Origin of the sequence: Paenibacillus pinihumi DSM 23905 = JCM 16419 (assembly GCF_000422505.1) — a bacterium.
Classification (GTDB): Bacteria; Bacillota; Bacilli; order Paenibacillales; family Paenibacillaceae; genus Paenibacillus_D; species Paenibacillus_D pinihumi.
Genome location: NZ_KE383866.1, coordinates 201,626 through 227,636 on the forward strand (window position 1 = coordinate 201,626; position 26,011 = coordinate 227,636).

The 26,011-nt window shown below is 50.4% G+C and carries 26 protein-coding genes and 1 pseudogene; 7 read left to right on the plus strand and 20 right to left on the minus strand.

The features are described 5' to 3' along the window. Positions 1 to 320: 320 nt before the first annotated feature. Positions 321 to 2,357 carry an alpha/beta hydrolase fold domain-containing protein gene (locus H583_RS0124630; RefSeq protein WP_028562816.1) on the plus strand — a complete coding sequence of 679 codons (2,037 nt, stop codon included), beginning with the start codon at positions 321 to 323 and terminating at the stop codon, positions 2,355 to 2,357. Between the two features lie 488 nt (positions 2,358 to 2,845). Here H583_RS0124630 and H583_RS0124635 read toward each other — a convergent pair whose 3' ends face one another. Both H583_RS0124635 and H583_RS38185 read right to left on the minus strand, forming a co-directional pair. After that, positions 2,846 to 3,358, minus strand: coding sequence for an SMI1/KNR4 family protein (locus H583_RS0124635; protein ID WP_028562817.1), 513 nt, complete (start codon positions 3,356 to 3,358; stop codon positions 2,846 to 2,848). 65 nt (positions 3,359 to 3,423) lie between these two features. Continuing rightward, entirely contained in the window at positions 3,424 to 3,600 is a 177-nt protein-coding gene (locus tag H583_RS38185; protein WP_425414546.1) for an HNH endonuclease, read from the minus strand. On the opposite strand from H583_RS38185, the pseudogene H583_RS38190 reads away from it, so the two are divergent. The 3 genes and pseudogenes from H583_RS38190 to H583_RS0124645 all read left to right on the plus strand — a co-directional run. Continuing rightward, positions 3,564 to 3,834: pseudogene (locus H583_RS38190) on the plus strand (IS4 family transposase); the annotation flags it as partial. The gene H583_RS38185 and the pseudogene H583_RS38190 sit on opposite strands and share 37 nt — an antisense overlap. Positions 3,835 to 4,076: 242 nt before the next feature. Continuing rightward, entirely contained in the window at positions 4,077 to 4,532 is a 456-nt protein-coding gene (locus tag H583_RS0124640) for a hypothetical protein (RefSeq protein ID WP_028562818.1), read from the plus strand. 37 nt (positions 4,533 to 4,569) lie between these two features. Continuing rightward, complete coding sequence (locus H583_RS0124645; RefSeq protein ID WP_028562819.1) at positions 4,570 to 5,127, plus strand: hypothetical protein; 558 nt, start codon at positions 4,570 to 4,572, stop codon at positions 5,125 to 5,127. Positions 5,128 to 5,244: 117 nt separating this feature from the next. On the opposite strand, the gene H583_RS35650 is transcribed toward H583_RS0124645, so the two are convergent. Beyond that, complete coding sequence (locus H583_RS35650; protein WP_051236954.1) at positions 5,245 to 5,781, minus strand: GNAT family N-acetyltransferase; 537 nt, start codon at positions 5,779 to 5,781, stop codon at positions 5,245 to 5,247. A gap of 410 nt (positions 5,782 to 6,191) precedes the next feature. Between H583_RS35650 and H583_RS34160 the strand changes: the two genes are divergently transcribed. Continuing rightward, on the plus strand, positions 6,192 to 6,497 hold the full coding sequence (locus tag H583_RS34160; protein WP_281170144.1) for a DUF6157 family protein: 306 nt from the start codon (positions 6,192 to 6,194) through the stop codon (positions 6,495 to 6,497). Between the two features lie 62 nt (positions 6,498 to 6,559). Here H583_RS34160 and H583_RS0124660 read toward each other — a convergent pair whose 3' ends face one another. From H583_RS0124660 to H583_RS34170, 16 genes are all read right to left on the minus strand, one after another. Beyond that, positions 6,560 to 7,459 (minus strand): glucosamine-6-phosphate deaminase, encoded by a 900-nt coding sequence (locus tag H583_RS0124660; RefSeq protein WP_051236958.1) that lies wholly within the window; start codon positions 7,457 to 7,459, stop codon positions 6,560 to 6,562. A gap of 18 nt (positions 7,460 to 7,477) precedes the next feature. Further along, positions 7,478 to 8,458: an aldo/keto reductase gene (locus H583_RS0124665; protein ID WP_028562821.1), complete on the minus strand. Its 981-nt coding sequence runs from the start codon at positions 8,456 to 8,458 to the stop codon at positions 7,478 to 7,480. Positions 8,459 to 8,478: 20 nt separating this feature from the next. Beyond that, a complete protein-coding gene (locus H583_RS0124670; RefSeq protein ID WP_245585995.1) occupies positions 8,479 to 9,060 on the minus strand; it encodes a glucose-6-phosphate isomerase in 582 nt (193 codons plus the stop codon). 24 nt (positions 9,061 to 9,084) lie between these two features. Further along, complete coding sequence (locus tag H583_RS0124675; protein ID WP_028562823.1) at positions 9,085 to 10,026, minus strand: shikimate dehydrogenase family protein; 942 nt, start codon at positions 10,024 to 10,026, stop codon at positions 9,085 to 9,087. A 26-nt stretch (positions 10,027 to 10,052) separates the two neighbouring features. Further along, positions 10,053 to 11,009, minus strand: coding sequence for a phosphoglycerate dehydrogenase (locus H583_RS0124680; protein ID WP_036710929.1), 957 nt, complete (start codon positions 11,007 to 11,009; stop codon positions 10,053 to 10,055). Positions 11,010 to 11,124: 115 nt separating this feature from the next. After that, the gene (locus H583_RS0124685; protein WP_028562825.1) at positions 11,125 to 12,126 is read right to left on the minus strand and encodes an SMP-30/gluconolactonase/LRE family protein; all 1,002 of its coding nucleotides are present in this window, start codon (positions 12,124 to 12,126) and stop codon (positions 11,125 to 11,127) included. 81 nt (positions 12,127 to 12,207) lie between these two features. Beyond that, a complete protein-coding gene (locus tag H583_RS0124690) occupies positions 12,208 to 13,260 on the minus strand; it encodes a zinc-dependent alcohol dehydrogenase (RefSeq protein WP_028562826.1) in 1,053 nt (350 codons plus the stop codon). Between the two features lie 90 nt (positions 13,261 to 13,350). Then, entirely contained in the window at positions 13,351 to 14,172 is an 822-nt protein-coding gene (locus H583_RS0124695; RefSeq protein ID WP_028562827.1) for a carbohydrate ABC transporter permease, read from the minus strand. Beyond that, positions 14,169 to 15,089: a carbohydrate ABC transporter permease gene (locus H583_RS0124700; RefSeq protein ID WP_051236960.1), complete on the minus strand. Its 921-nt coding sequence runs from the start codon at positions 15,087 to 15,089 to the stop codon at positions 14,169 to 14,171. The genes H583_RS0124695 and H583_RS0124700 overlap by 4 nt, the downstream gene beginning before the upstream one ends. 100 nt (positions 15,090 to 15,189) lie before the next feature. Then, positions 15,190 to 16,536, minus strand: coding sequence for an ABC transporter substrate-binding protein (locus H583_RS34165; RefSeq protein ID WP_051236962.1), 1,347 nt, complete (start codon positions 16,534 to 16,536; stop codon positions 15,190 to 15,192). A gap of 181 nt (positions 16,537 to 16,717) precedes the next feature. Continuing rightward, positions 16,718 to 17,782 (minus strand): Gfo/Idh/MocA family protein, encoded by a 1,065-nt coding sequence (locus tag H583_RS0124710; protein WP_028562829.1) that lies wholly within the window; start codon positions 17,780 to 17,782, stop codon positions 16,718 to 16,720. 27 nt (positions 17,783 to 17,809) lie between these two features. Beyond that, the gene (locus H583_RS0124715; RefSeq protein ID WP_028562830.1) at positions 17,810 to 18,643 is read right to left on the minus strand and encodes a sugar phosphate isomerase/epimerase family protein; all 834 of its coding nucleotides are present in this window, start codon (positions 18,641 to 18,643) and stop codon (positions 17,810 to 17,812) included. Next, on the minus strand, positions 18,640 to 19,623 hold the full coding sequence (locus H583_RS0124720; protein WP_028562831.1) for a PfkB family carbohydrate kinase: 984 nt from the start codon (positions 19,621 to 19,623) through the stop codon (positions 18,640 to 18,642). The genes H583_RS0124715 and H583_RS0124720 overlap by 4 nt, the downstream gene beginning before the upstream one ends. Before the next feature lie 26 nt (positions 19,624 to 19,649). Next, a complete protein-coding gene (locus H583_RS0124725) occupies positions 19,650 to 20,576 on the minus strand; it encodes a glycoside hydrolase family 88 protein (RefSeq protein ID WP_211228357.1) in 927 nt (308 codons plus the stop codon). A 91-nt stretch (positions 20,577 to 20,667) separates the two neighbouring features. Beyond that, positions 20,668 to 21,420 (minus strand): GntR family transcriptional regulator, encoded by a 753-nt coding sequence (locus tag H583_RS0124730; protein WP_028562833.1) that lies wholly within the window; start codon positions 21,418 to 21,420, stop codon positions 20,668 to 20,670. Between the two features lie 260 nt (positions 21,421 to 21,680). Then, on the minus strand, positions 21,681 to 22,922 hold the full coding sequence (locus H583_RS34170; protein WP_161631216.1) for an APC family permease: 1,242 nt from the start codon (positions 22,920 to 22,922) through the stop codon (positions 21,681 to 21,683). Between the two features lie 217 nt (positions 22,923 to 23,139). Here H583_RS34170 and H583_RS0124740 point away from each other — a divergent pair, with 217 nt between their 5' ends. Further along, entirely contained in the window at positions 23,140 to 24,111 is a 972-nt protein-coding gene (locus H583_RS0124740; protein WP_028562834.1) for a LysR family transcriptional regulator, read from the plus strand. Between the two features lie 74 nt (positions 24,112 to 24,185). On the opposite strand, the gene H583_RS0124745 is transcribed toward H583_RS0124740, so the two are convergent. Further along, positions 24,186 to 25,067: a D-alanyl-D-alanine carboxypeptidase family protein gene (locus H583_RS0124745; RefSeq protein ID WP_154665983.1), complete on the minus strand. Its 882-nt coding sequence runs from the start codon at positions 25,065 to 25,067 to the stop codon at positions 24,186 to 24,188. Positions 25,068 to 25,534: 467 nt separating this feature from the next. Between H583_RS0124745 and H583_RS0124750 the strand changes: the two genes are divergently transcribed. Continuing rightward, the gene (locus tag H583_RS0124750; RefSeq protein ID WP_245585996.1) at positions 25,535 to 25,993 is read left to right on the plus strand and encodes a hypothetical protein; all 459 of its coding nucleotides are present in this window, start codon (positions 25,535 to 25,537) and stop codon (positions 25,991 to 25,993) included. Positions 25,994 to 26,011: the final 18 nt, after the last annotated feature.

Here is a 26,011-nt window from a genome sequence, read left to right on the forward strand (position 1 = left end):
AGGCGGACAGCCCGTTCTACTTCGAATAACATTGGCATGACACGCTTTTACAGGTCGTTGAATGTTGTTTACAAGCCATTACAGTTGACCTCTATCGCATCCTTAAAGCAAAACCTTTTTTCAATCTTCTGCGGTTTTAAGCCATGCTTCTATCTCAGAGATAATCTTAGCATAGCGAATAATTGAATTTATCGTCCCCGTTACTTGGGAAGTCCCCATTCTTTGTTCAACAATCGTAATTTTAAACATAATTGTCGTAAAACCATCCCTTACATCCATTCTCAATAATTGAAATAATGAGCGAAAAGGGGTGGTTCGCTTTGGGAAAACATGCCAGACTTATCCTATGGTCGGCCGCAATTATAGCCGTTATAGCGCTGCTTTGCGTGCTGGGACTTAAGTACTTAACGAATTCAATCGACAACAAGGACACAGAAGCATCCTGGCTGCTGGAGCCGGTATTCAAAATACAGGTGCAGACGGATATCGTTTTTGCAGTCAAGGCAAATGAGCGGGGCAAGGAGGAGCAGCTTGAACTCGATGTGTATGAGCCTGTCCAGGAAGGGAAGGCCGCACGTCCGCTAATTTTGTTTATCCACGGGGGAGGCTTTAATTCCGGCGATAAAAGTGATGCAAAGGCTATTGCCGAGGAATGGGCCAGCAGAGGCTATGCTGTCGCATCTATAAACTATCGCCTCCGGGCCAATCCTCAGTATGATATGAAAGGCACGCTGAGCGATGCGCTCGCAGATATTCAGGATGCCTTAAACTGGCTTTATGAGCATCAGGACACTTATCGGATTGACACAAAATATACAGCGATCGGAGGCGACTCGGCGGGCGGACTGCTGGCAGCTGCCTACGCCAACCAGTTCGCAGCATCCGGTCAGAATGATTCGGTCAGACTGTTTGCCGTCATCGATATTTATGGACCATTGCTCGGCGGCAAGATCAACGTGGGATTCCCTTCAACCCTGATTATACACGGCACGGCCGATGCCGAAGTTCTGTACGACCAAAGCCTGCTACTATCCGACAAACTGGGCAAGGCTGGCGTATACAATCAGCTAGTCACGCTGCAGGGCGGCTGGCACAACTATCAGGACCCTGCGTATTGGCAGCAGGTTGTTCAGTCAACTGTTCATTTCTTGCGAAACGCGATTTCGACGCCTGACCAGTCTTTTATTCCGGGACAAATCGAAATTGGCGCATTCGCAGGCGATACGGCCGAAATACCGCTAATCAGAAAGCCTCAGCATACTGAAGAGGACAATCGGCTGCAAGTCAGCCTGCCGAAGGGCTGGAAGCTGGCAGGCTCGGACTCGCTCGCTTCCGGGCAGAACCCTGCCATACAGATTCCCGAGGATGCGCGGGCCGGCATTTATCCGCTGCTGCTGAAGACGGGCGATAAGGGCTCCTCTGCCTTACCGCTCGCCGTATATATCAAGGTGCAGGAGCCGCTCAGCATCGCTAGAACGGTCGTCTATGACAAGGCAAGCCGTCAAATACAGACCCTCCTTACCGTCACGAACCAGTCACCCCGCGCGCTGCAGGGAACACTGGGCATAAGTTCGCTTGAAACCGAAGAACAGAAGCAGGAAACCTATCCGCTTGAGCTGCTGCAGCCCGGCGCGAGCAGCAGCTTGACGCTGGCTAATTACGCCGATGATCCGCAGGCGATTGCCGTACTGAATAGCTCAGGCGCCATATTGCAAGAGACAGCCGTACTGACTTATGTCTATGTCGCAGAGAAGCTGTCGAAGCCGCTTACAATCGACGGATCGCTTGAGGACTGGAAGCTTGAACACCCGTTTCCCCTGAATCGTCAGTCGCAGCTGCGGCTGCATGATTATAACGGACCGGATGACCTTAGCGGGCTTGGCTGGGTTGCATGGGATGAGAGCTATGTGTACATCGCTCTGCAAATCAAGGACGATCAGCATGTACAGCAGGAGGTGCCTGTTAACATCTATCTAGGCGACAGTGTACAGCTTGGCTTCCGGCTGGTGGATGAAAACGGACGCCTGTCCGGCGTTCACGAATTTGGGGCCGCGCTGCTTGAAAAAGGTACGACTACGACGTTCCGCTGGCTCGGCCCGCGCGCCTTCAAACCGGGGCCGATGAACAACATGCGGGTCGGCATTACGCGACATGATCAGGAGACGATCTACGAGCTGGCTATTCTGCGCGAGGAACTTGGTGCAGACACGTTTTTGGAAGGCACCCAGCTTAAGTTCTCGCTGCTAGTCAACGACAATGACGGCTCAGGCCGCAAAGGCTGGATGGAGTACAACAGCGGCATCGGCCACAAGAATCCTGAAGCCTTCGGCGATTTGTTTTTGTTAGGGAGCCCCTAGCCAGCCAAGCAGGAGGCTACCCATTAGTTGATTAGCCACCCCCTCACATCACTGTGCGTACCGTTCGGTATAGGAAGTTCATCTATTTAAGTGCAATTGACGCAGACGCTCGTACTAGGCAGGAAAGTCATAATATCCTACCTGTGCGAGCTTTTCGTTTGTTACAGTGCGATTCAGCATTGCGCTTCCGGCTATTCGCCAGTAGCCCAATCGAGTGTTTCCCCATGGGTACGCCTGCCACTCCGGAATCCCTAGCTTTCGCTGTTGCGGCTCGCGTAATATGGCATCAACTGACTTATCACAGCAAACTAACCGGCTTAAATCCATGTAGCTAGACGCTTGTTTGGACGCCAACTCCAAAATTGGATTTCCAGTGTGCCTGGTTACATCCAAGCTTGTTTGCCGATTTCATGATGTGAACGTTGAGTTTCTAATTGTACTCCTTAAAGTAAACTTTAATTCATGGAGTCCCGTATTTATCTTACTAATTACTTACGTTCTGTTTTCCAGTACCAGTATTTATTTCCTTGAGCAATTATAAAGCGTTCTAACCATGTTTCAAAATCACAAAAAAATTTTCCGGAGATTTCTACAGGATTTTGGCTCTCACAAAGCAATAAGTAATGATCCTCTCCTTTCCTCCATAAGTTTAAATCTATAACAATTCGGTCATCTAATATATTTGCCACAGTAATCTGATTCTGTTGTCTGGATATATCATTTAAAAAAATGACTTGCTCAACTGAGTATAAGATATTCTCACCACCATACTGCAGGTCTTCAAATAACGATGCACCGTTACAACATTCCAAAAACTGAAGGTAGTCATTAGGAAATTGAGAAGAAAAATAATTGGTTAGTCTCTGGATGTCTTGCTTGGCAGCCGGAGGATTGAAATGACTGCGAACATTTACACTATCCCCACCTGGAATGATGATCTCTGTACATCCGTTGTTCGTTTCAAGTCTTTTTTTAAATTGATGGATGTGGTTTTGTATCAATGGAATCATCCTTTCAAAAAAACTGACCTCATAGACTATGCAATCACAGTCCTGAAGTCAGTTTATCACACTAATATCCAACGAACCAAAGGAGATACTCTGGATTCATGAATTACGGCTGGAATTGGAATTAAGTTATTAAAATCGTTAGTCCCACCTAAGTTACGCGGTCTTACATGGTGAATATGAGTAACAGCACCACTCCATTGGGAAATCTTTGCGGCACGCAGGTATTTCCATATCTTTTGGTCTTTCAGGTCTAAAATCGTATTTCCTCTCGTTTTTGAAGGAAAAACATGGTTTCGCCTTCTGGAAAGTAACCGTAGAGCGAATCTTACCGGCAAAGACGTAATCTGGCGGTTTTTGAATCGCTCATTTCTTCGCACCGCGTTCGCATATTCACCATCGAAGATTCTGTTTTGATTCGAAGCCGGAGTAAAAAATCGGAGCTATTGGCACGTGTATTTGACCACTCAAATAGGATTAATAGTTATTTTTGCATTTTATTTATTTAAGATGGTAGAGACCGAGCTTAGTTTTACTTCTACAATCGACTCCAGATCATTACATCCCCTCAATTCACAATCTATGATTTTTCAACAGAACTGAAATGCTTATTCTCGCTGCAATTGTATTCCGCTAAGCATGATACCTCTCCTTGAGCTTTTATGCTATAGTATCCATATATTTGAAAGATGCTTGAGGAGGCGATCCCGCTATGCGCTATTCTTTGGGCTACGCTGCCCTCTGTTTGCTGCTCCTGCTCTTGACGGGCTGCAGCACCACGCACACCGTTCGGACAGCCGGTACCAAAACGCTTTCTCAGGAACTGCGGGAAAATTGGCCGGATATTCGCAAGGTATCCTTCTCCTTTACCCGGCCGAATCTGTATTGCACCATTCAAATGGAAAATGAGCCGACAGCGGATGAACTAACCGCAATGCTGGATCACATCCGCGGATTTGCTACGATCGAGCATATGGATCATATTACTTCAAGTGTCGGCTGGAGCGGCCGGGTTAGTGAATTTCATTTGCGCATCAAAGCCCCGGAGAAAGAGCTGGGCTACTATTCACAGTATTTCAAAACCTATGACGCATCTAATTACTCGCCAGAGAACATCGAAGCGTATCAAATTTGGCATGATGATTATACGCCGCCTGCATCACAGTGATCATTTATAGCGATTTTCATAAAAAGGGGTATTGTTGATGGCCATTTTTTCAAAAAGATACTTACTCTGCTTGTTATTAATCGTTTCACTAGGATTCAATGCCTATCATTTCATTGCCGTTAGATCTGACAAAAACAACTCCATAAATATGTATAAGTATTATATGGAAATGCATGCCGTTACTTTTTCGAACGCATTGGCAAGTACAGGCGGACAAGAAATCAGGGAATACATCAACAGTCCAGACCATGTAAGCAACATCATTGAGGGCATTGAACTGGCTGAATTTCAATATGTAGTGGCATCCAAATACATACCGGATGAAGAACGAAAGGATAAGAGTATATCCACTCTGCAATCCCAGTCACTAATTAACGGTTATCTATCCGAACTGCGCACCTATCGGGCACATTTATACCAAAATAACCAAGAACCTTATGCAAATATAAATCAGATCTATACAGATATTGACGATTTAATTCAGATATCAACATGGATAAACGAGAATACCAAATTCTCCGTTTACACGGATCAAGATTTTTATAGGGATGTGTACCCGCTCCTGAAAAGCGATCTTAAAAAGAACTTCTTTTGACTAGGCTGCAGCGATTTGCTTTGCAGCCTATTTACGTTGCTTTTTCTTCTTATCTTTGCCGCAATCTTTTTTTCTGCAACAAGACCAATGGCGTTTCCCAGGACACATGCAGATCGTTTATTGTAATTGCTTTATAAGACTTACTCGTACTACCTCATCCCAAATTGGACCTCTTCTTACTATTCGATATCCCAGTTTCTCATTAAGTTCTATAACGTGTTTATTTGTCTCCTCTGTATGTGTGTATATTAGGTTCACTTCATTTGTTTTTGCCAGTTCCTCAAGTTTAATTTTAAGCTTGGTTGCAATACCGCTTCGTCTATATTCAGGGGCAACCCATAATTGAAATATCTGCACGAATCGTCCGTCTTCCTGAAACATGCTCCTGCCCAATTCTTGAAAGACAGTTTTCCAAGGAAAATTATGGTCCCGGTTAACCATCGAGTACATGATCAAGCCTATCCGCTTCTTGTTCTCCTCATCTTCAAAAATAAATGCTCCTCTATCTTTTTCAACAACAAAATTCAAAATCTGATTTGAATGCGTCTTTAATTCTTTTTGCGTTTTAGGAGAATCAGAAGTAGTTACACCTTCATCTTTCAAATCAATTTGAATCATGAATTCAAGATCTTTGATTCCGGCTTTTCTAATCATTTCTTCACCTTCCAGTATTGGATGCTTTTTCTTGCAAATCAGTTAACAACACTTACTATCAGTAAATGCAAGCTATCCTGCCGCTTCATCATGCTCTTCATATAGTTGTACAACCTCTACTCCGGGAATTTCTCCTGAACTTTATGAGCAAGTGACCTCACTCCAAATATCTCGGTAAACGTACACCCTTATCTCCCACGGGATAATGAAATGAAGCAGTCAAGCAGCTTTGTCAGACATCGTATAATCAATCTCACAACATCAACAAAAAAAATCAAATAATTACTAGGTAATTCCAATAAAACCATTGTATAGACCAATGGAGTATAGATCAATAGAACTAACGAGGTTTGTTTATTCTTCTTTTCTTATAATTGCTCCGTCATTTATACTGAAACAAAGCCATTCCCATTCAGTATCATCTTCTCACTGAGCAGCCTTACACCTATACACAAGAGGATTTGCTGTTTGAAACCCATGTAGTTCAGAACGGGCTGCAAGACGAGGATTTAGCTGCGCTGCGCACAGCCTTCTTCTCCAAATCCAGAGCCTGTCTGCGCGCATCCCCGCTGCCCAAAACCTACGGCTGGGGACTCCATTTTAATGAACAGGGCAAAATTGCCCTATACGGCAAGGAATCTGCAGAGTACGCCCGCCTTATTCAGGATCAACAGATAGAGCAGGTCAAAGCTATGCGCAACAAGAGGGGGAAGTGAAAAAAAGCGGCTGTTTGTACGATATCCCGTACAAGCAGCCGCTCTCATTGTATTAAAAAAACTCAATAAATGTTCAACCTTATATTTGCCCCGGCAGCAGGGTCATCTTGCAGCCTGTCTGCAAGGCCTCTCCCCGCTTCCCGATCCAGCATTACCGTAACCCGCGGATGCAATTGCAGGAGTGAGCCCGGCATTTGGGTTGTAATCGGGCCGGTCAGCGCCTTGGCTACCGCAGCGGCCTTCTCCTTGCCGAAGGCGATGAGCAGCAGATGATCCGAATCCAATATGCTGCCAATTCCCATTGTAATTGCACTGTGCGGGATACGCTTCGGCGGATCAAAGTAAACTGCGTTCGCCCGCATCGTCTCCTCACTAAGCCCAACAAGCCGTGTGCCGTAAGGCAGTGCATCAGCCGGCTCATTAAAGCCGATATGTCCATTGCGGCCAATGCCCAGAATATGCAGATGCCTGCGGCCGATACGGCCCAGCACCCCGTCAAACCGCCGGCACTCCGCCTCACTGTCAGCAGCCGTACCGGCCGGGAGATGGAATTGCTCCATCGGCAGGTTCGCATGATCCAGCAGTTGCTCCCGCATAAACGCATGGAAGCTGTTCGGGTCTGATGGCGGCAGTCCGATATATTCATCCAGTCCGCATGCCGCAGCATCTGCAAAGGAGAGCTCCCCTGCCGAATATCTGCGAATCAGCTCCCGGTACAGCCCGACCGGCGTCATGCCGGTGCAAAAGCCCAGCACTGGATGGATTGCCGATACCACGGCTTCACAGACGATATCCGCAGCATCACGGTTCAGCCGGTCTGCATCGTCATAAATTCGGATATCCAGTGACGGGGAAAACGCCTGCCCTCCGCCTGACGTACCCGCAGGTGAATCGCTGGTACCTTGACGGCTTCCGGCAAAATCGTCATGAGCTTCTTGCTGCATATCATCCTGAAAACTCATCCCACTAGCCCCTCCGTTCTACCAGGAATACGCTTCAGGCGCTTCGCCGCCCGGACCCGGGAAGATGGCATCCAGTTCAGCCAGCACAGAGACGTCCAGCGACAGTTCGACTGCCCGCAAGGAGTCATGCAGCTGCTCTACCGTACGCGGCCCGATGATCGGAGCCGTCAGGTCCGGGTTTGCCAGCACCCAGGCGAGAGCAACATTTGCTTCCTTCTCCCCAAGCTGTGCGCATAGTGCCGAGAAACGTTCCAACTGGCCGCGGTGCTTTTCAATAAGCGCCTTCTGGCGGTCTGTCCGTCCTTCGCCGCTTGTCTTGAGAGCCCGTCCTCCAAGCAGCCCCCCATCGAGCGGACTCCAGGCTACAACGCCGATTCTCAGATCACGGGCTGCAGGCAGTACCTCCAGCTCAGGCAGCCTGCTGAGCAGGCTGTATTTGTGCTGCTCCACCACAAGGCCCATAAATCTGCGCTCCTTGGCAGCAGCCTGCGCCTTGACCAATTGCCACCCTGCAAAGTTGCTGGAGCCGATATAATCGGCCTTGCCTTGGCGGACAATCGTCTCAAACGCTTCCCATAATTCCTCCCATGGCGTGCGGCGGTCAATATGATGCATTTTGTACAGCTCAATATGATCCGTCTGCAATCTCCGCAGCGATCCTTCAAGCTGACGGCGGATTTTGTACAGTGATAGCCCTTTGACATCATTTGGCCCGTCCAGCGGATTGCAGATCGGCTCATATACTTTGGTCGCCAGCACGACCCGCTCTCTGCGTCCTCCGCCCTGGGCGAACCATTTTCCAATAATAGTCTCGGTCGCGCCCGCATTTTCACCCCAGCCGTAAATATTCGCCGTATCAAAAAATGTAATGCCCGCATCAAGCGCGGCATCCATAATGCGGAAGGCCTCTGCTTCTTCTGTATCCACACCGAAATTCATCGTCCCCAGACAAAGCCTGCTGACGCGCATTCCTGTGCGGCCTAGAAAAGTGTATTCCATCGTCATTTCCTCCTTATCCTCTAGGCTTTCCACCGTTCGTTGTCGATTACTTCCGGCGCGCCGTCCCGGTCTACAACCCGTTTGCGGTAGCCTTTGGTTTCTATCGTTCCGTAATCATGTCCGGCATCCGCCCGGTATACGAAGAAGGTGACCAGCGGCTCATTGCCGCTATTAATGCTGCGGTGCGCATAGCGCGGCGGGACATAGACGGCTGCGCCGGGGCTAAACTTCTCCACCCTGACGTCTCCTTCCGGGTTTTCCATCAGCATATACCCTTGACCGGAAAGGCAATAGTAGACCTCGCCTGTGTCCAGAATGGTATGAAAGTGGCCTTTGGTCATGTAGTATTCATCCCCCACCTTGCCGGGATACACAATGCTCGTTCCGAAAAGCAGCTCGCCCGGATGCTCCGGCAGCGTGAGCTCATAAAATTCATAGACCAGCGGATCGCCATCCGCAACAGCCTGATCGAAGGCTGTTTCATTGGCATACATTCCTTTCATGCGGGACAGCTGGCGCCTGGTAGACGTTCTGGTGTCAGACAAGCCGCTTTTCAGATCAAAAAATTCGGTAAATGGCAATGTTGCGGATTGATTGCTCATATTCATCTCTCTCCCTTCGATTCTCTAACGAATAGCTGCCGACAGCTGCTCAATCCGGTCAAACCGCTCCTGGGTCAGCTCCAGGTGGAACACCTCGGCGATAACCTGCGTCCAGCCATGCAGGAAGTAAATCCAGCCGTCCTCTACAGTCAGTGACTGCGAGGCTGCAGCAGCCTGCGCCTGCTTCATAAAATCCAGCTCGCCGCGGTAATTCAGCTCCCACACCAGGCTTCCCTGCGGGAACACAGCGCTGTCTGTCAGCGGCGACCCCGGACGGTCCTTGCCAAGCCCGGTAGCATTTACAAGAAGCGAGTTCGGCTTGATGCCATGCATCGCCGCATCATTATCCTCCGCAACCGGGGTCAGATGGAAATCCGCCTCTACATCCGGGCGCAGTGTCCGCACGATTCGCTCGATCTCCTTGAGCCGCGGCTCGCTTCGGTTTGTAACAACAATACGTGACGGAACATCCTTGCCGTGCTTCTCCTCAAGCAATGCAGAGCAAATGGCGATTGCGCTTCCTCCTGCCCCCATAATAAACAGCTCGCCACCATGGCGTTCCCAGAACCCCTCCGGTACGAATGCCTCCATTGCCAAACCGCTCGTAATCGGGTCCTTGGCGTGCCCGACCAGTTTGCCGTCCCTCTTGGAGATGGAAGACAATTCGCCAAACATTTCAGCATACGGGTCAAGCTCATCGAATAAATCTTTGGCTGCTTCGTACAAATCGATCTTATGCGTGGTGACCAATGCGCCAAGCGACAGTTTATCGTCACGAATAAATTCAACGACGCGGCGATATTCCGCAGGATCGGCATGGATGGCAATATCGATGCCCTTGATGACTGCTCCTTCCAGCCCCAGTACATCCGCCCATTGCGGGAACAGCTTCATAATGGATGATTTTCCTGTTGTTACGCCAATGAAGTACATCGTCGGTTGGGTCGCTTTGTCAGGCAGTATCATATCGGTTCTCTCCTTTGGTTGGGGCGTTAGTTTGCGGTCGCAGAATTGGAATTCAGCATGTCAAGCAAATTCTCGGTCGACCGTAAGACCATCTTTTCTATTGCTTCATGGGTAAAGGCTCCGGTATGGGGCGTAAGAATAAATGTATCCAGTTGTGCAAGCTTGCTGCCGGGGAGCGGCGGCTCGCTGGAATAAACGTCCGACGCCGCTCCCGCCAGCCTTCCGGATGTCAAGGCGTCATACAAGGCATCCTCATCCACCAGTTCCCCCCGTGAGGTATTGATCAAGAAGGCTGTAGGCTTCATTGCTGCCAATGTTCTTTCATTAATCAGATGATGCGTTTCCTTGGTCGCTGGCACATGCAGCGATATATAATCCGACTCTGCGAGCAAGGTATCAAGGCTGCGTTCCAGGTATATGCCCGGGCGGCCGGCAAAGGCATCATCTCCGAGAAACGGATCATATACCACGACCTCCATCTCAAGCCCGCGTGCCCGCTTGGCAACCTCAAAGCCGATTTGACCGCATCCGATAAGACCCAGTTTCTTTCCGGTCAGCTCCCTGCCCAGCACACGTCCCCAGCCTCCCGTTTTCACTTCCGCGTTCATCGCAGGAATATGCCGTGATGCAGCAAATAGCATACCGATCGCAAGCTCGGCTACAGACACGTTGTTCGTTCCCTTGGCGGCACGAACCTGCATCCCGAGCGCCTCCGCCCGTTCGATATCAATGTTATCCACGCCCATTCCGTATTTGGAGATGGCCCGGACATCCTTCAACTGCTCCAGAACGCGGCCAGGCAGCGGGTCCACACCGACAATAATGCCTGCCACGCCCTCACGGGCAAACGTCACGATCTCCTCCTCTGTCAGTGTACGCCCCGTTTGATTCTCCACTGGCTCATAGCCGCTCTTCCGAAGCAAGGCGTAGGCTGTGTCTTTATAGTGATGGTAGGACTTCGGAGTAATGAGAACTTTGTTCATCACAATGCCACCTTTCCGTCAGAACAATGTTAAATTGTCATGACATAAGAACATGAAACTCGCTGCAGATCTAAATCTGCAGCGAGAGGGGGCTGTAGCACCCGCTCTAATTCGTTTACATTTGCTCTGACAAATCCAGATAGCATAGCGTTGCCGGAAGCTCATGTTTCGTATTGACCTTATCCGGCCCGGTCACCAGATCAAAACAGGAAACGACCAGCTTGCCATTCCAGACAATCGGCTCTCCCGGCTGATCCAGCTCTCCGTTCAGGCCGTTCGAATCCGGGCTTTGTGCCAGACGCACCACTTTGCCTTCCGGAGTGACCATGCCAATTGCATTCGCCGAAAAATCAGCAATGTACAAATTCCCGGCATCGTCGAAGATCATGCCGTCTGTGCTCTGCAATTGCTCCGGGTCCTGCGCCCATACCTCGTTGCTGATGACCGTACCATCGGCAGCGGAGACAATCTTGTGAATAGCGCCATCTCCGAAATTACCGACATACAGATGCCCTGCTTTGTCAAACACAATGCCGTCCGCACCGTATTGGCAATCCGGGTTATGTGTCAGGAACGTCGTCCAAATGTGCTCATCCGCCAATGTATTGGTGACCTCGATTCCCTCGTCATCAAGAGCAAATCTGTAGACGCAGCTAACCAGCTTGCCGCTCGGGTCCTGCACCTTTGACAGCAGGCTCTGTGTCACATACAAATAACCGTCCCGGATACGAATGCCGTTCGGGTGCTCCATGCCCGAAGCGACGACCTTCGTGCTCACAACCTCTCCGGCTTCCGTAATTGTCAGACGCAAAATGCGTCCCTGAAACAGCAATTCGTCTGCTCCCGACCAGCCCTGGTTATCGCAAATGTACAGGTCGCCATCCGGCCCAAAGGCGATGCCCATCGGATGCGCTTTGCCTGTAACCGGATGCAGCGGGACATCCGCCCATTTCTCAGGCACATGATCTTCTCCGAACCGGAACAGGCAGCCCTGTATCGCAGGGTTCGCATAGTTGGGACAGGACAGGATCAGGCGTCCCTTGGCATCAATAGCCATGGCATCCGGGGTGACGGCTCTATTTTCAGGGAGTTTGGCGAACAGTTTTGGCGTTAACATGTGTGAAATCCCACCTTTTTTCGAATAAATAAATTGGAACATATAATCAAAATGTACGGTCCATTGAAATCTTCTTAAAGGTTACGAAGCTCCAAAACGGACAATCAACTTTTTGCTGATGCGCCCTTTTTCCAAGTAGTCTCCAAGTGAACCAATATCCGAAAAATCCAGCACATCTGAGATGTAATCCGATAACACGAGATCGCCGGAGCGAATCCAGGATAATACCTGCTCATAGCACTCGGACTCCTCCAGCTTGGACGGCCACTGAACAAAGTGCAGCGACCAGTTGTAAGCTGCCTTGCTCCAGTCCAGTTCCATCTTCAGCTCGGAAGAAACGCCATAACAGCATATTCTTCCTCCATCACGTACCAGTTCCATAGACTGGGCCAATACCTGATTGTCACCAATGGCATCGACTGTGTAGTCAACACCATCCGGGAATACAGTGCGGATCGCCGGAACGATATCACACTTCGTGCTATTGAACACATAATCCGCTCCGGCTTCCATCGCCTCGGCAATTTTCTCATCGCGGTTGACGGAGACGGCAATCGGACCCAGCCCAAGCAGCTTGGCAAACTTGATGAATGTCAGCCCGACAGGACCTGCACCAAAGATGACGGCATTCTCCCCTGCCTTGAAGCCGAAGCGATGACAGGCTGCAAGCACCTCGCGGAACGTGACGATCATCGCCGCCTCAACCGGCGGAATATCCGGAGGCACAACCTGCTGGGCATAATAGGCCTCTGAGAACAGCGGATGCCCCGGACCCTTCCCTGCCGCAATCAGCGCCTTGGCATCTCCGATAACCGCATATTCCGAGAACGCTCCCCAGCCGGAATGATAGGTCTCATCAGCAGTCCCCTCCAGAAAAGGCAGCAGCACCAGATCGCCAATTTCAAAGCTCGTTACCGCAGCACCTTTCTCAATGACACGGCCTGCGCCTTCATGTCCGAGCACAGCCGGATACGTATCGAACCCCTTGAACTTGCCCTGAATCAGCTTTGTATCCGTTCCCCGGCACAGTCCGCAGCTTTCCATTTTAACCAGCGCCTGAAAATCGTTATATACAGGGCGGGACAGCTCCGCAACCTGAAGCCCGCCCTTTCCGTCCGTAACCAGACTTTTCATCGCGATCCACGCCTCCCTCACAGTTTTCTTAACACTTCCTTTATAAGCTCCCTGGGAAATTAAGCAGTCATGGGGCAATATGGCTGCTCATTATCCTTTTACTGCCGAAGAAGCCAATCCTTCAATTAAATTCTTAGAGAAGATCGAGAAAAATACAAGCACCGGAATCGTGCCCAGCGTCAATCCGAGAACTTGCGCTGCATTGTCCGCACGGAACTGGCCGGCAAGGCCGCGAATTCCAAGCGGGATTGTGTAGAGCGAATCCTTGCTCAAGACGATCAGCGGGACGAAGAAACTGTTCCACGACCAAAGGAAGAACAGCAGGCCAAGTGTTACAAATGCCGGACGCAGGAAGGGCAGCACGATTTTGAAGAACAGCCCTGTCTCCCCGCACCCGTCAATACGGGCGCTCTCCAGCACCTCGCCGGGAATCGTGCTTCTGGCGAACTGGGTCATCCAGAATACGCCGAACGCATTGGCCGCAGGCGGAATAATGAGCGGCAGCAATGTATTGAGCCAGCCGAGCCAGCGCATCTCCAGCACGAACGCCACGATCCCGAACTGCATCGGAATCATCATCGTTACCAGCACCATGACAAACAACGTCTTTTTGAAGCGGAATTCATACTTTCCGAATGCAAATCCGGCAGCTGCGCTTACGAGTACCCCAAGCACCGTTGTGGACAATGCCACAATCAGGCTGTTTTTGTAAAAGGCCAGAAAGTCAATGGAAAACAGGGTCTTCAGGTTTTCTCCCAGGTAAGATCCCGGCAGCAGCTTGATACCGGTGTACAACTCGTTAGACTCGTACGTACTCATAATCATCATCGAATAAAATGGATAGAATGCAGCCAGGGAAATGACCAGCATGACCGCCAGGCCTATCCAGTCTGCAAGGCTTCTCTGTCTCATGCATCTTCCCCCTTGTTCATCAACCGGAATGTAACGAAGGACACCATGCTGATAAAGAGGAATAACACGTAAGCAATGGCCGAGCCGTATCCAAACCGTGACAGACTGCCGAACACATTGTCATAAATGAGCCACGTTCCGGTCAATGCCGCCCCCTCAGGGCCGCCGACAACCGATGCGCCCATGCCTGTAAACAACATGTAGGGCTCATCGAAAATTTGGAAGCAGCCAATCATCGTCGTCAAAATAACAAATACCATTACCGGGCGCAGCATCGGCAGTGTGACAAAACGGAACTGCTGCATCTTGCTCGCGCCGTCCAGATCGGCCGCTTCATAGAGCTGGCGGCTGATGCCGGAGATGCCGACAAGAAACATAACAGCCGTATAGCCAAAGTATTTCCAGACCGTAACCAGGCTGACGACAATCCGCGACGGCCATGGCTGGCCGAGCCAATTGACATTTTCCTTAATCAGGCCAATCTTTGCCAGCAGGACATTGACACTTCCGAAATTCCAGTCAAACAATATTCCGAAGATCAGGCCGACCGCAACTGAAGTCGTAATATACGGCAGGAAATTAACCAGCCGGAACGTCCCTACCAATGGCACCCTGCCGTTCGTCAGCAGAACGCTGATGAACAGGGCAATGATGATTTGGGGCGGAATAATCATGATCATAAAAAGCACCGTGTTGAAAAGCGCATCGTAAAAGCGGCTGTCCTGCAATACTTCCGCATAGTTGCCAAAACCGATAAATTGCGGCGCGCCGCCAAGACTCCAGTCCGTGAGGCTGATGTATAAGGTAAACAGGATCGGGAACAGGGAAAATGCTCCGAAAATCAGGAAAAACGGCGATATAAACACGTAGGGCGCAATGCGCCTCTCTTTGGCTGCACGCGACATAGAACCGCTCATTGAACTCACCCGCTCTCTGTGTTCCTGGTCCGCACCTGCGGGGGAGAGCCCTCCTTAAGAGAGCCGCCGCCACAGATGCGGTGCGCCAGGCAAGTTGATGTTATTTCAGTTCAGGCGCCTTCTTGAGAACGTCCTTCACCAGCGTGTCGTAGGCTTCCTCCGCTGATGTTCCTTGCATCATCATTTTGAGCACGAGCGTATTTGAATCATTAATCAGACGGTCATACTTCGTAATCGGGCGTACCTTCGCTTCCTTGCCAAGCGCTGTGAACTTCGCCATAATATCCTGACCGCCGAAGTATGGATCTTTGTCCGTATAGAAGCCTTCCTTCTCGAATACAGGCTTATACAGCGTTGCCGTGTTGTTCAGGTTTTTGAACGCAGTAGCTCCGCTCTCAGACAGTGTCACCCATTTTACAAACTGCCAGGCCAGCTCTTTGTTTTTCGCATCCTTCGGAATGGACATTCCGGTTCCGCCCCAGGAGTAGCCGCCGATTGGCGCGCGGATCAGGCCGTAGTTGCCGGTGCCGTTCTTGTCATTCGGCTTGATGCCGAACGGTACGAACCATGTCGGACATGCATACATGATAGCCGTATTGTTAGCGAAGCTTGCGTTCCATGGTGAAGACCAGGTCTCATACTTGCCGACGGTATTGCTCTTGACCATCTTCTCCAGCGTCTTGTACGTTGGGAGGAAGGTCGACTCAATATTCAGCTTGCCGTCCTTGACGAACGGTTCCGTATATTCACCGCTGACCATTTTGTAACCGCCTTCAAGAATGCCATCCATCAGCGTGACTTTACCGCCGCTTTTCTCATACACTTCTTGTCCTTTGGCGATAAAATCATCCCACGAGCTGAACATCTTCTCAATCTCGTCCGGATCATCCGTACCCAGATATTCTTTGGCCAGATTCCGCTTGTACGCGATTCCTGCCATTGTTGCGTCCTCCTGCAGGGTCACGATCTCCCCGCGCTCATTTTCATTGAGCGGAATGGCAAAATCGACGATATCTGCCCGATTGACGTTATATGGCGGCTTCTCCAGATTTTCGAAGGCATCCATTTGCATAAATTGGCCGCGTCCGCTTGCCTCCAGCAATACTACGTCCGGCATATCGCCTTTGGAAGCAATCGTGGTCTGCAGTTTTTTGCCGTAGTCGGCATTCGGTACAACGACGACATTGACTTTAATATTCGGATAATCCTTATTAAATTCAGGGATGAGCTTGCTCTCATAATCGCCCCATGCCCAGAATGTGATTTCGCCCTTGTAATCCGCAGGAGCTTTTTCTCCCCCTTCAGATACGGTTGTGTCCGGGTTGGCCGGCGGATCAGAAGCCGGCGGATTGTTCGTGGTGCTGTTGCCGCCTCCGCAGCCTGCCAGCATGATAGACAAACTTAGAATCAGTGCAAAAAACTTCACAGCCGAGCTTTGTACTTTCAAGTGAACCCCTCCTGGTCATATAACTGTGTTTGGATATTTCGCATCTCTAAGCATTTCTAAAACCGTCCAACCCGATTAAGGGCCAAATCACCTCCCCGGCAAAATATCGGCGGTATGCAGCAGTACAGACCTTCATATGGACAATAAAGACAGTCAGTATCCAACTCGGAATCCGGCATTCTCAGAAGTCATCAATTTTGATCTCGGACCCTGTCTCCGAAGACCTGTACAGTGCATCAAGCACCTTCTGATTCCGGTAACCGCTCCATCCGTCAGTCAACGGTGCGGCTCCGCTGCGAATACAAGTGAGAAAATGCTCTGCGAGCAGCAGCCGTTCCACACCGTCCCCGCTTGGTTCTGCCAGCACCTCGTTGACAGGCTGGCCTTCTGCCTCCGTCAGAAACCGGCTCCCGCTGTCGCGGATTACGATGCCGCCCTGATCGCCCATAACGTGAAGGTATGGACCGTTCTCCTCCCCATCCGTATACGCTGCCCAGCTTGCCTCCAAATGAATGATTGTACCGTCGTTCAGGCGGATCATCGCAGTCGCCAGATCATCGACATCGAAGGAACCGTTCCAATTGGGTACGCCCCATGTGCCGATCCCCTTGCGCTGGCTGCCAATCGCTCCGTATATTGCGCCATAGACTCCAATCGGTTTGCGGGGAGCGCATACATGCAGAGCTGCATCAAGCATATGCACGCCGATGTCGACCGCACAGCCGCCCCCCATCATGGCCTTTGAGGTATAGGCGGTTCCCCATCCCGGAATGCCCATCCGTCTCAGCCAGCCGGCTTTGACATAATAGACCTTGCCCAGCCTTCCTTCTTCAATGTACCGCCGGGCGGCAGCTATCGGCGCTTTCCAGCGCATCTGGTGCCCGATCATCAGCGTCATGCCTGAAGATTGCTGTGCTGCCAGGATATGCTCCGCCTCCGCTGCGTTCATCGCCATCGGCTTCTCCAGCAGCACATGTTTGCCAGCCTCCAAAGATGCCACAGCCAGTTCTGCATGCAATGCATTCGGCACACTGATGACGACAGCGTCAATATCCGGGTCAGCAATCAGCCTGACGCTATCCGTGTACGTCTTCTCTACTCCGTATTCGGCTGCCGCCCGGACAGCCCGCTCCTCAGACACATCTGCGACTGCGGCAAGTTTTGCCCCTGCGGCCCCTCGGAATGTATCCAGATGAATAATGCCCATCGCTCCGGCCCCAATAAAGCCCAATCTCACGTCAGCCATTTGACCCTCTCCTGTCTGCTGTACACGTCAAACTGTAATGTTCAGTTCTTCAGCCACGCCCCGGATATGGGCATAGGCCTCCACATACTCTGCTTCCTCTATCAGATGCTCAATAATCAGCGGGATATCCGGGTCAAGCCTGTTCAGTTCGGTCAAGAACACCCGGTAATCAAGCAGCCCGGTGCCGGGCATGGTCTCTGACAAATGCACCGTCAGCTTGCTGCCAATCGCAATATCCTTCGCATGGGCATTGCGGATGCGGGGCCCGAGTTTTTTCACAAAATCGCGAATCATCTCCCCGTTCCCATACAGTGTTCTCGGCGAGCTGATCATGTTCACCGGGTCAAAATGTACGGCGAGCTGCGGCCGATCAATGGCTTTCAGCAAGGCCAGGTAGCTGTCTGCCGAGTCCGGGAACGCCCAGGGCATCGTCTCCAATGCATAAAACGTGTTCACCGGCTTTACGGCATCAATAATTTCCCTTACTGAATCGACAATCAGGGCGAAGGTATCGTCCGTCAGATTCTCTTCATGAGGTCCATCCCATTGTTCACTCCGGGAGCCGGTAATGTTCACACAGACCTTCGCACCGATCCGCTCAGCCAACTCCAACTGCCTCTGGGCGAACGATATGGAATCAGACCTCACGGCTTCATCCGGACTGATGGGATTTCCCCAAGCACCTGCCTCGGCAATAACAATATCCCCTTGCCTGGCTGCCTCGCGGTACGCACGGACAGTCTCGTCATCCGCCCGGAAATCAACCGGGCAAGTCACGGCCCGAAACCCGATTCGTCTGGCCTCCCGAACCCACTCCTCAGGCCCGTCGAACGGAGCCTTCACATATCCGCCCAGCCTCATTGCGCTCCCTCCCCTTCAAGCAGGCGCAGCACATCTGCCTGCGTGGGCATCGCCGGAATTGCTCCTATCTTGGTGACAGCCAGTGCGCCCGCAGCGTTGGCGAAGCGGATCGCTCCGACCGTCGTTTCGTCCGCTGCCAGCTCGAACCGGCCAGCCTGGTCATGGCGCTCCAGCAGCTTGGCGAGCAGTCCGGCGACGAAGGCATCTCCGGCGCCGGTCGTTTCCACAACTGGCATCCGATGACCGCCGATATGGCCGCTTCTGCTGCCGTCGGTATAAAAGCAGCCATCTTCGCCTTTTGTAATCAGAACAAGCTTTGGCCCTTGGCCCAGTATATAGGAAGCACTTTCTTCAAAGCTTTCAAATCCGGTCACGAAGGCCATTTCCTCCTCACTGATTTTGACAATGTCGGCAGACTTGAAACCCGCGCGAATTTCCTTTTTGGCCCGCTCTTCATCATCCCACAGGCTAAGCCGCAAGTTCGGGTCGTAGGAGACTAGCAAGCCGTATTTTTTTGCCCATTCAAGCGCCTGCATGGTCGCCGACCGGACCGGCTCACAACCAAGGCTGATGGAGCCAAAATGGAATGCTTTGGCAGACCGGAATGCCTCTTCGCTCAGCTCCTCCGGCGCCAGCAGCATATCCGCCCCGGGATTGCGGTAAAACATGCAGTCCCGTACACCGCTTGAACGGTTGGCGACAAACGACAAGGTCGTCCGGGCCTCCGCATCAGCGCTCATGCCGCGGACATCAATTCCGGCATCCTGCAGTACCTGTGTCAAATAATCGCCGAACGGGTCGGTTCCCACCTTGCCGATGAATCCAGCCCTTCTGCCCAGCTTTGCGAGTCCTGCAGCCACATTCGCCGGCGCTCCGCCCGGTGCCTTGTCAAAGCCGCTGCTGTCTGCCAGCGAACGGTCCGCATCAATCGAAACAAAATCGATCAGCAGCTCGCCCAAGCATAAAATTTCCGCGTTCATCTTCCTGCCCCTTTCCCGGTCGCTCTTTACCTTGCTGCCGCTTCCATCAAAATATAGAACGCCTGCCCTTCAGTTGCCGTACCTGATTTGTCAAATGTCGGGGAGCCGCAAACGCCCCTTACAAATCCGAATTCATCTACCTTGGTGTGGGCGGCGCTCCTGATTTTGTCCGCATGGTCCAAATAACCCGCATCGACCCACCCTGCCTTTACCCCGGAGTAAATCGCGTAAGCAAACATCTGCGCCGCATTCGTCTCGACGAATGTATCCGGGTTGTCAAGCACATCATGGAATAACCCGTCATCCCTTTGGTAGCGCATACATTTTTCGAGCAGCTCATTCAGGTAACCGATTAGCCGCTGTTTATCCGCACTCATCGTCTCCGGCAATGAGCGGATGACTCTTACAAGTCCTGCCGCAGCCCAGCCGTTGCCGACGCCCCAGCAGTCGGCGCGCTGGAACCGCTTCTCCCCGTCATCCCAAATATGTCCATACATGCCTTTATCCTTGATCAACAGCAGCTCGCGGAACCGTTCGATTTGCGCGACTGCCTCTTCATGATGTCCGGCTGCTGAAAGGAACGGGGGTGCCATGTAGAAGGAATCCACCCATACCTGGCTCTTGTGGTTCAGATGGGACAATGCCCCGTTCTCTGCACGGGGAGCGGTATGAAGCAGATAATCGGCCATTTGCAAGGCTGCCTGTTTATATTTTTCATCCCCTGTGCGGTTATAAGCGAACAACACCGGCTCTCCATTGGAGGCCGCATCCGTCACCGCCTTCTCATCTCCCGTTACGCCCAGGCGCCCGGATTGGTCCTGACGGACGACCGCATCATGCGCAAGCAGCAGCGCATCATCTTCGTAACCGCTTTCAATTAATGACTGTGCAGCTACTCCCTGCTCCCATGATTGACGCTGCATGCCCAGCATTGCCCGTTTTACTTTTTCCACCTTCATATCCACTCTTCAACACCATCCCCACATAATAACATTAATATGTCCTTACATATTAGAGCAAAAAGTCCGGCAAGCGGAAATCCGCTTACCGTATACCAAGCTCGAATGTGAACTGGCTCCGGTCACCACGATATTTGGCGAGCGAGTATTCAATCGGTGATCCGTCTTCCAGGTAGGTCACACTCTTAATGTACTGAATCGGCGCACCTTTCTCAATATCAAGAAGGTCCGCTTCATATTCTCCAGCCAGAACAGCCTCCAGGTTGCGCACTGCTTTCAGAAGTGATAGCCCGCATACTTCCCTCAGGATGCTGTACAGCGATTCGAACTCCAAATTTTTGTCCATAATCGGAAGGCAGCGGTCATACGGCAAATACGTAATCACATATACAATGGGTTCATCATTCGCATAGCGCAGTCTGCGCAGCTTGATAACCTTGCTGCCTGCAGGAATCCGCAGCGCGTCTCCCGCCTTCTCGTCACATTCGATCACTTCAAGCCCGATGACTTTCGTGGACGGTTCAAGTCCCTTCTTGGTCATTTCATTATTGAAGCTCTCCAGGTTCTGCAAGAACGCCTGGCTAATCTTCGGCTTCATGACGAATGTGCCCTTGCCCTTCTGGCGGACGAGATAGCCCTCTACGACAAGCTCATTAATCGCCTGGCGGACAGTGGGTCTGCTGACATTGAAATGTGCGCTAATATCGACTTCAGCTGGAATCGGAACATTCCGGTCCGGGTGATGATTCGTAATATAGTCCAGCAGAATCTCCTTAAGCTGGTAATAATAAGGAATCGGCACCTCTTTGTTTAAGGTTTTGCCAAACAGGTCGGCCATAAGCATAAGCCCCTTTGTCTTACTTGAATCTTGGTATTTAAAAATGGTATCAAACATCTGGCTGCCACGTTACTTAATTCTTAATATCCTAATGTCATTACATTAGGATGTTTACACCCCTATAATAATTTCTGGCCCATATAATGTCAAGGAGATATTTTTAAAAAAGGCTGCCGGACATTGCATTGCAATGCCGGAGCCTCCTGACAGAAGTCATTGCAAGCAATCGCACGAAGTGCCTGACACTCTCTGGTCCAGCGCTACAGAGCTTTTGCTTTCTTGTTGGATACAAGCTGCTTGCCTACATAATAAACGGCCAGCAGGATCATGATGACCAGAGAAATTGCTGTGGAATGGAAAGCCAGCATCCCGATGATGATCACGGATAGCAGCATCCCGCTTGCTTTGATAAACCGGTTGGGAATGAGCACAATTCCTGCACAAATGCCGATTAATGCATTCATTGTCAAAAAGCTGTTCGCAAATGCCACCAGTTTCTCCAGGCTAAAGATGCCCGCCTGTACCCCCGTCAGCACCAGGGTATTCAGCACAAAAATGAAAAGCACAGCCGCATAAGGCACATCCTGGGCAGATCGCTTGCCCAGCAGTTTTGGCAATACGCCGTCCTTTGCCAGCGAGGCAACCAGTCTGGATATGCCGCCGGCATACAAAAAATACGTTGAGCAGCATAAGAACAAAGCAAGCCCCGCCATTACAAGATGGCTCATTTCTCCAAATACCGGATACATGATTCCTGTTATCGTCAGGTCGCCGCCGCCCGGCAGTCCGGCATCCGACCATTGCACAGCAGCAGCTACTATGAGATCAACGACAGATATAGCGACAATGCTCAGTAAAATCGCTTTAGTTATCGTCTTCTTCGGGTCCTTCACATCCGCACTGTAATTCCCGATAACCTCCCAGCCAAAAACCGCCCAGAATAAGATGAGCAAAGCGTAGCTGAAATCTGAAACATTAAAGCTGCTCGTAATGACCATATTATCGGCGGAAACGATCAGGCTCTTGGCTCCCCCGATAAATAGTACAGCCGCTGAGACAATGGACATCACCAGCGCTATTTTACCTACCAGATTCACTCTGGCAAGCAGCAACGCAATGCATAACGGCAGCAATATGTATCCGGTGCTTAAGGACGAGATACCTCCCAGCTTCTCGATGTACTGACCGGCTGTCAGCAATACGGCTGCTGCGCCAAAGGTAACGCCAATAATCAGGTAAAAGGCTGCGAGCCGTTTGACATAGGTGCCGAACACATGCTCAATCGCATTTGTTGCGCCCCCGTCGCCCGGAAATTGAATGCTTAGAAATCCAAAAATAAACGCCACCATAAAGCTGATCAGTATCATAACCACCCAGGCTACAATTGCCCATTCCTTGGCTATACTGTGCACAATCGGCGGCAAAATGAATATGCCCGAGCCGAGTACAGGCCCAATAATAAAACCGCTGAGAGTCAGCGCTCCCATCTTCTTCTGTTTCATATACGTCGTTCCCCCGCCTGTCAACATGCACTGCTGCTTCTATCCTGCCTGTTACTTCCATATTGAATTATACCGTAGCTATTCATTCTGTCATACGACATAAAACAGGCCGTTTGTTATCGCTTTTATAGATAACGAATTGACTGGCTGCGGATGGAATAATAAACTACTATGTATCAGACAGTACAGCAACGTTCATAGCGGAGGGCTTCTAAAGATGAAATTTCATCAAATCAAATATGTCGCGGAAATTGCCCGGTGCGGTTCTATCAACAAGGCAGCCGCCAAGCTGTTCGTCTCACAATCGAGCATCAGCAGCGCTCTGAAAGAGCTTGAGGCGGAAATCAAAATTCCCATCTTTAAACGGAGCAATCAGGGCGTGGAGCTGACCGCGGAGGGCAGGCAATTTCTGAGCTATGCCAATTCATTACTGGAGCGTAAAGAATATATTGAGAGCCTGTATGCTTCCACTCATGTGGAGCCGGAGGCCCAATTCTCCATTTCAACCCAGCGGTATCCGTTCGCCGTCGATGCCTTTGTCAATCTGGTCAACCGGACACGGAATCCGAGATTCAACTTTACGATCCGGGAGACGAGTATGGACAAGGTTATCGATGATGTCTATACCTCAATATCTGACCTTGGCGTTATTTTCACCTCCAATTTGACGGAGAAAATCATCAAGCGCTTTTTGCATAACCGGAATATCGAGTTTCATCTGCTGAAAAAAATACAGCCCTGCGTCTATGTACGCAAGGGCCACCCGCTATCCGGCAGAAAATCATTGCGTGCCGAGGAACTGAACGACTATATTTACATGGCCTTTGAGCATAAGCAAGGGGAATCCATTGATTTCGCCGAGGAATTTAATCTTATCCCGGCCCGTCAGCCCAGCCGGGTCATTGTCGTTAACGACCGGGCCACAGCCGTCAATATTGTATGCAATACCGATGTCGTATCCACCGGAAGCGGCCTGCTGCTTGAAGAATTTATGGACAGCCGGATCATGTCGATTCCGCTGGAGGACTACGGGGACAAGATGCGGCTCGGCTGGATCAAGCTGAAGAACCGCCCGCTCAGCTCCGAGGCAGAGCAATTTGTTGAGATGCTGCAGGAATCCATCGATAATGCCATCCTTTTTACCGAGCAGGTCAGAGCTGCAGCACAATCGGACAAAGGTACCGGTTAGATCGTCTCAAAGCATGTTCTGTACCATTTGTTTAATGCAGGCAGCAGCATCGTATACAGGCTGAGCGATTTTGATCAGGCTTGTTCCTGATTTCTATCCGTACGGGATACAGTGATAATGTAGCCGTCCTGATTATTCCCGGACCATTCGGCGCTGCCCCCGGTAACAATCGGCACATCAGTCTCTTCACCGGTTGCCTTCACATAATAAATCTCGTACACTCTCTCCCCATCTTCATAACAGAGATGGCGGATACCCCACGGAAAGTCTTTCACATATCCCGTGTACTCCTCCAGACATAAGCCGCGCTGCTCCATAATGGCAGCATGAGGATAGCCCACATAGCGGTAATGCCACGGCTCACAGGCGATGCCTGTCACCTCTTCCTTGCCCTCCTGATAACGCTGGATAAATCCATACACAGGAGCAAGATCCCGGAATACACCGCTTGCGCCCTCACCTGAGAATGACGGACGTATATAGTCCAGCTCCCGGTCCAGAAGCCCGACATCGACAGCAAGTCCAGTCTGATGCTCGCTTGCCCCCGGCAGTGCGACATAACTGGCTGTAAATGCCTCCCCATGGCTGGCAAGTGTGCTCTCATAAATTTGCCGCTGCTTCCGGCTTGAACGGTAGCCGCTGACCACTGTAATCTTGTCTGTAGCTTCGCAGGCATCAATCAAAGCGGCCAGCTGATGGAGACACGTTCTCTCCAGTGAAATATCCGGTTCCTCAGCATGCATGGACCGCAAAATATACCCCGGAAGCTTTTCCGTCTGCTGCTCCTGATGGCGTACAGGATGGTCCCGGTTAACCAGAACCAGAAGGCCCTGATAAACCTCCGTATCCTGCAGCCGCAGCTCGATGAACGGCCTGTTCCCCGGCTTCATGCTGTACATTTGACCTTGTACACATTTATTGCCTGATCTATGTTTAACCCCGGTTTCTCTTATCATCCGGTACGCCCCCTGTCCAACTGATATCTTAATGATAAAAGGGCGCTCTTAAATTGCTTTAAAGAGAAACTTAAAAAATTGAAAAGTTTGTACCTTGAAATCTTAACTCCTATTGAGAAATGATTAAATAAATAAGATTTTTATTAAGATATCTTTATAAAGAGAAAAATGTTCAGGAAACCCGGTTTCGATGGAATTTTGTTATTAAGATGGTGAAAAATGGATTGAGTTTAAAGGATTTCAGTGTAAATCTTTGCTATAATTAATTTTCAAATCAAAGTTGGAGGTATACAGTGAACCATATCAGAGGCATTATTCTGGAAGGGTATTCAAATGCGGGAAAAACATCCGTTCTAAAAGCTCTAAAGCTGCTTCAGGCACAAGATGAACAGTCGGAGCGCAGCATTATTGTGCTTAGTGAGCATTACTCCCAAATATTAAATAATGTTCATGGGGAGTTCCAACAATTGAATCGCGATCAGCATCTTCAAGTTCTAAAAGAAAGAGTTCAAATGCTGCGACAATTAAATGATTGGGCCGATTATTTGGGACCCGATGCCTCCAGGGCATCAAGAGGCATCTTTTTTATCCTGGAAAGGTTTCATTTGAATCATAGAGCTGCCTTTCCGCATGACTCTCCAGATGAAATTGAATCCATTGAGAACGAATTGCTGCTCCTTGGAGGTAAATGTGTACTATTAACAGTCTCTTCCGAAATCGTGGAGCAAAGAATGCAAAGCAGAACTCCCAATGAATGGAAGCATAAATCCAAAGAAGACATTAGGAAATCAGCAGAGGCCTTTATACAAACCCAATCCGAACTGCGCAGACAAGCAAAATTATCTGTTTTGCCAACCATAGAAATAAATACGGATGATAAAGATTGGATTACATATGCCGGCCGGCTAATGGATTTATTGAAATGATATATTCCGATCATCTCT

Bases quoted from the DNA above. Each gene is read 5' to 3' on its own strand.
- H583_RS0124640 (WP_028562818.1), top strand. From the start codon at position 4,077: ATGCGCTATTCTTTGGGCTACGCTGCCCTCTGTTTGCTGCTCCTGCTC.
- H583_RS0124645 (WP_028562819.1), top strand. From the start codon at position 4,570: ATGGCCATTTTTTCAAAAAGATACTTACTCTGCTTGTTATTAATCGTT.
- H583_RS35650 (WP_051236954.1), bottom strand. From the start codon at position 5,781: ATGATTAGAAAAGCCGGAATCAAAGATCTTGAATTCATGATTCAAATT.
- H583_RS0124660 (WP_051236958.1), bottom strand. From the start codon at position 7,459: ATGAGTTTTCAGGATGATATGCAGCAAGAAGCTCATGACGATTTTGCC.
- H583_RS0124665 (WP_028562821.1), bottom strand. From the start codon at position 8,458: ATGGAATACACTTTTCTAGGCCGCACAGGAATGCGCGTCAGCAGGCTT.
- H583_RS0124670 (WP_245585995.1), bottom strand. From the start codon at position 9,060: ATGAGCAATCAATCCGCAACATTGCCATTTACCGAATTTTTTGATCTG.
- H583_RS0124675 (WP_028562823.1), bottom strand. From the start codon at position 10,026: ATGATACTGCCTGACAAAGCGACCCAACCGACGATGTACTTCATTGGC.
- H583_RS0124680 (WP_036710929.1), bottom strand. From the start codon at position 11,009: ATGAACAAAGTTCTCATTACTCCGAAGTCCTACCATCACTATAAAGAC.
- H583_RS0124685 (WP_028562825.1), bottom strand. From the start codon at position 12,126: ATGTTAACGCCAAAACTGTTCGCCAAACTCCCTGAAAATAGAGCCGTC.
- H583_RS0124690 (WP_028562826.1), bottom strand. From the start codon at position 13,260: ATGAAAAGTCTGGTTACGGACGGAAAGGGCGGGCTTCAGGTTGCGGAG.
- H583_RS0124695 (WP_028562827.1), bottom strand. From the start codon at position 14,172: ATGAGACAGAGAAGCCTTGCAGACTGGATAGGCCTGGCGGTCATGCTG.
- H583_RS0124700 (WP_051236960.1), bottom strand. From the start codon at position 15,089: ATGAGCGGTTCTATGTCGCGTGCAGCCAAAGAGAGGCGCATTGCGCCC.
- H583_RS0124710 (WP_028562829.1), bottom strand. From the start codon at position 17,782: ATGGCTGACGTGAGATTGGGCTTTATTGGGGCCGGAGCGATGGGCATT.
- H583_RS0124715 (WP_028562830.1), bottom strand. From the start codon at position 18,643: ATGAGGCTGGGCGGATATGTGAAGGCTCCGTTCGACGGGCCTGAGGAG.
- H583_RS0124720 (WP_028562831.1), bottom strand. From the start codon at position 19,623: ATGAACGCGGAAATTTTATGCTTGGGCGAGCTGCTGATCGATTTTGTT.
- H583_RS0124730 (WP_028562833.1), bottom strand. From the start codon at position 21,420: ATGGCCGACCTGTTTGGCAAAACCTTAAACAAAGAGGTGCCGATTCCT.
- H583_RS34170 (WP_161631216.1), bottom strand. From the start codon at position 22,922: ATGAAACAGAAGAAGATGGGAGCGCTGACTCTCAGCGGTTTTATTATT.
- H583_RS0124740 (WP_028562834.1), top strand. From the start codon at position 23,140: ATGAAATTTCATCAAATCAAATATGTCGCGGAAATTGCCCGGTGCGGT.
- H583_RS0124745 (WP_154665983.1), bottom strand. From the start codon at position 25,067: ATGATAAGAGAAACCGGGGTTAAACATAGATCAGGCAATAAATGTGTA.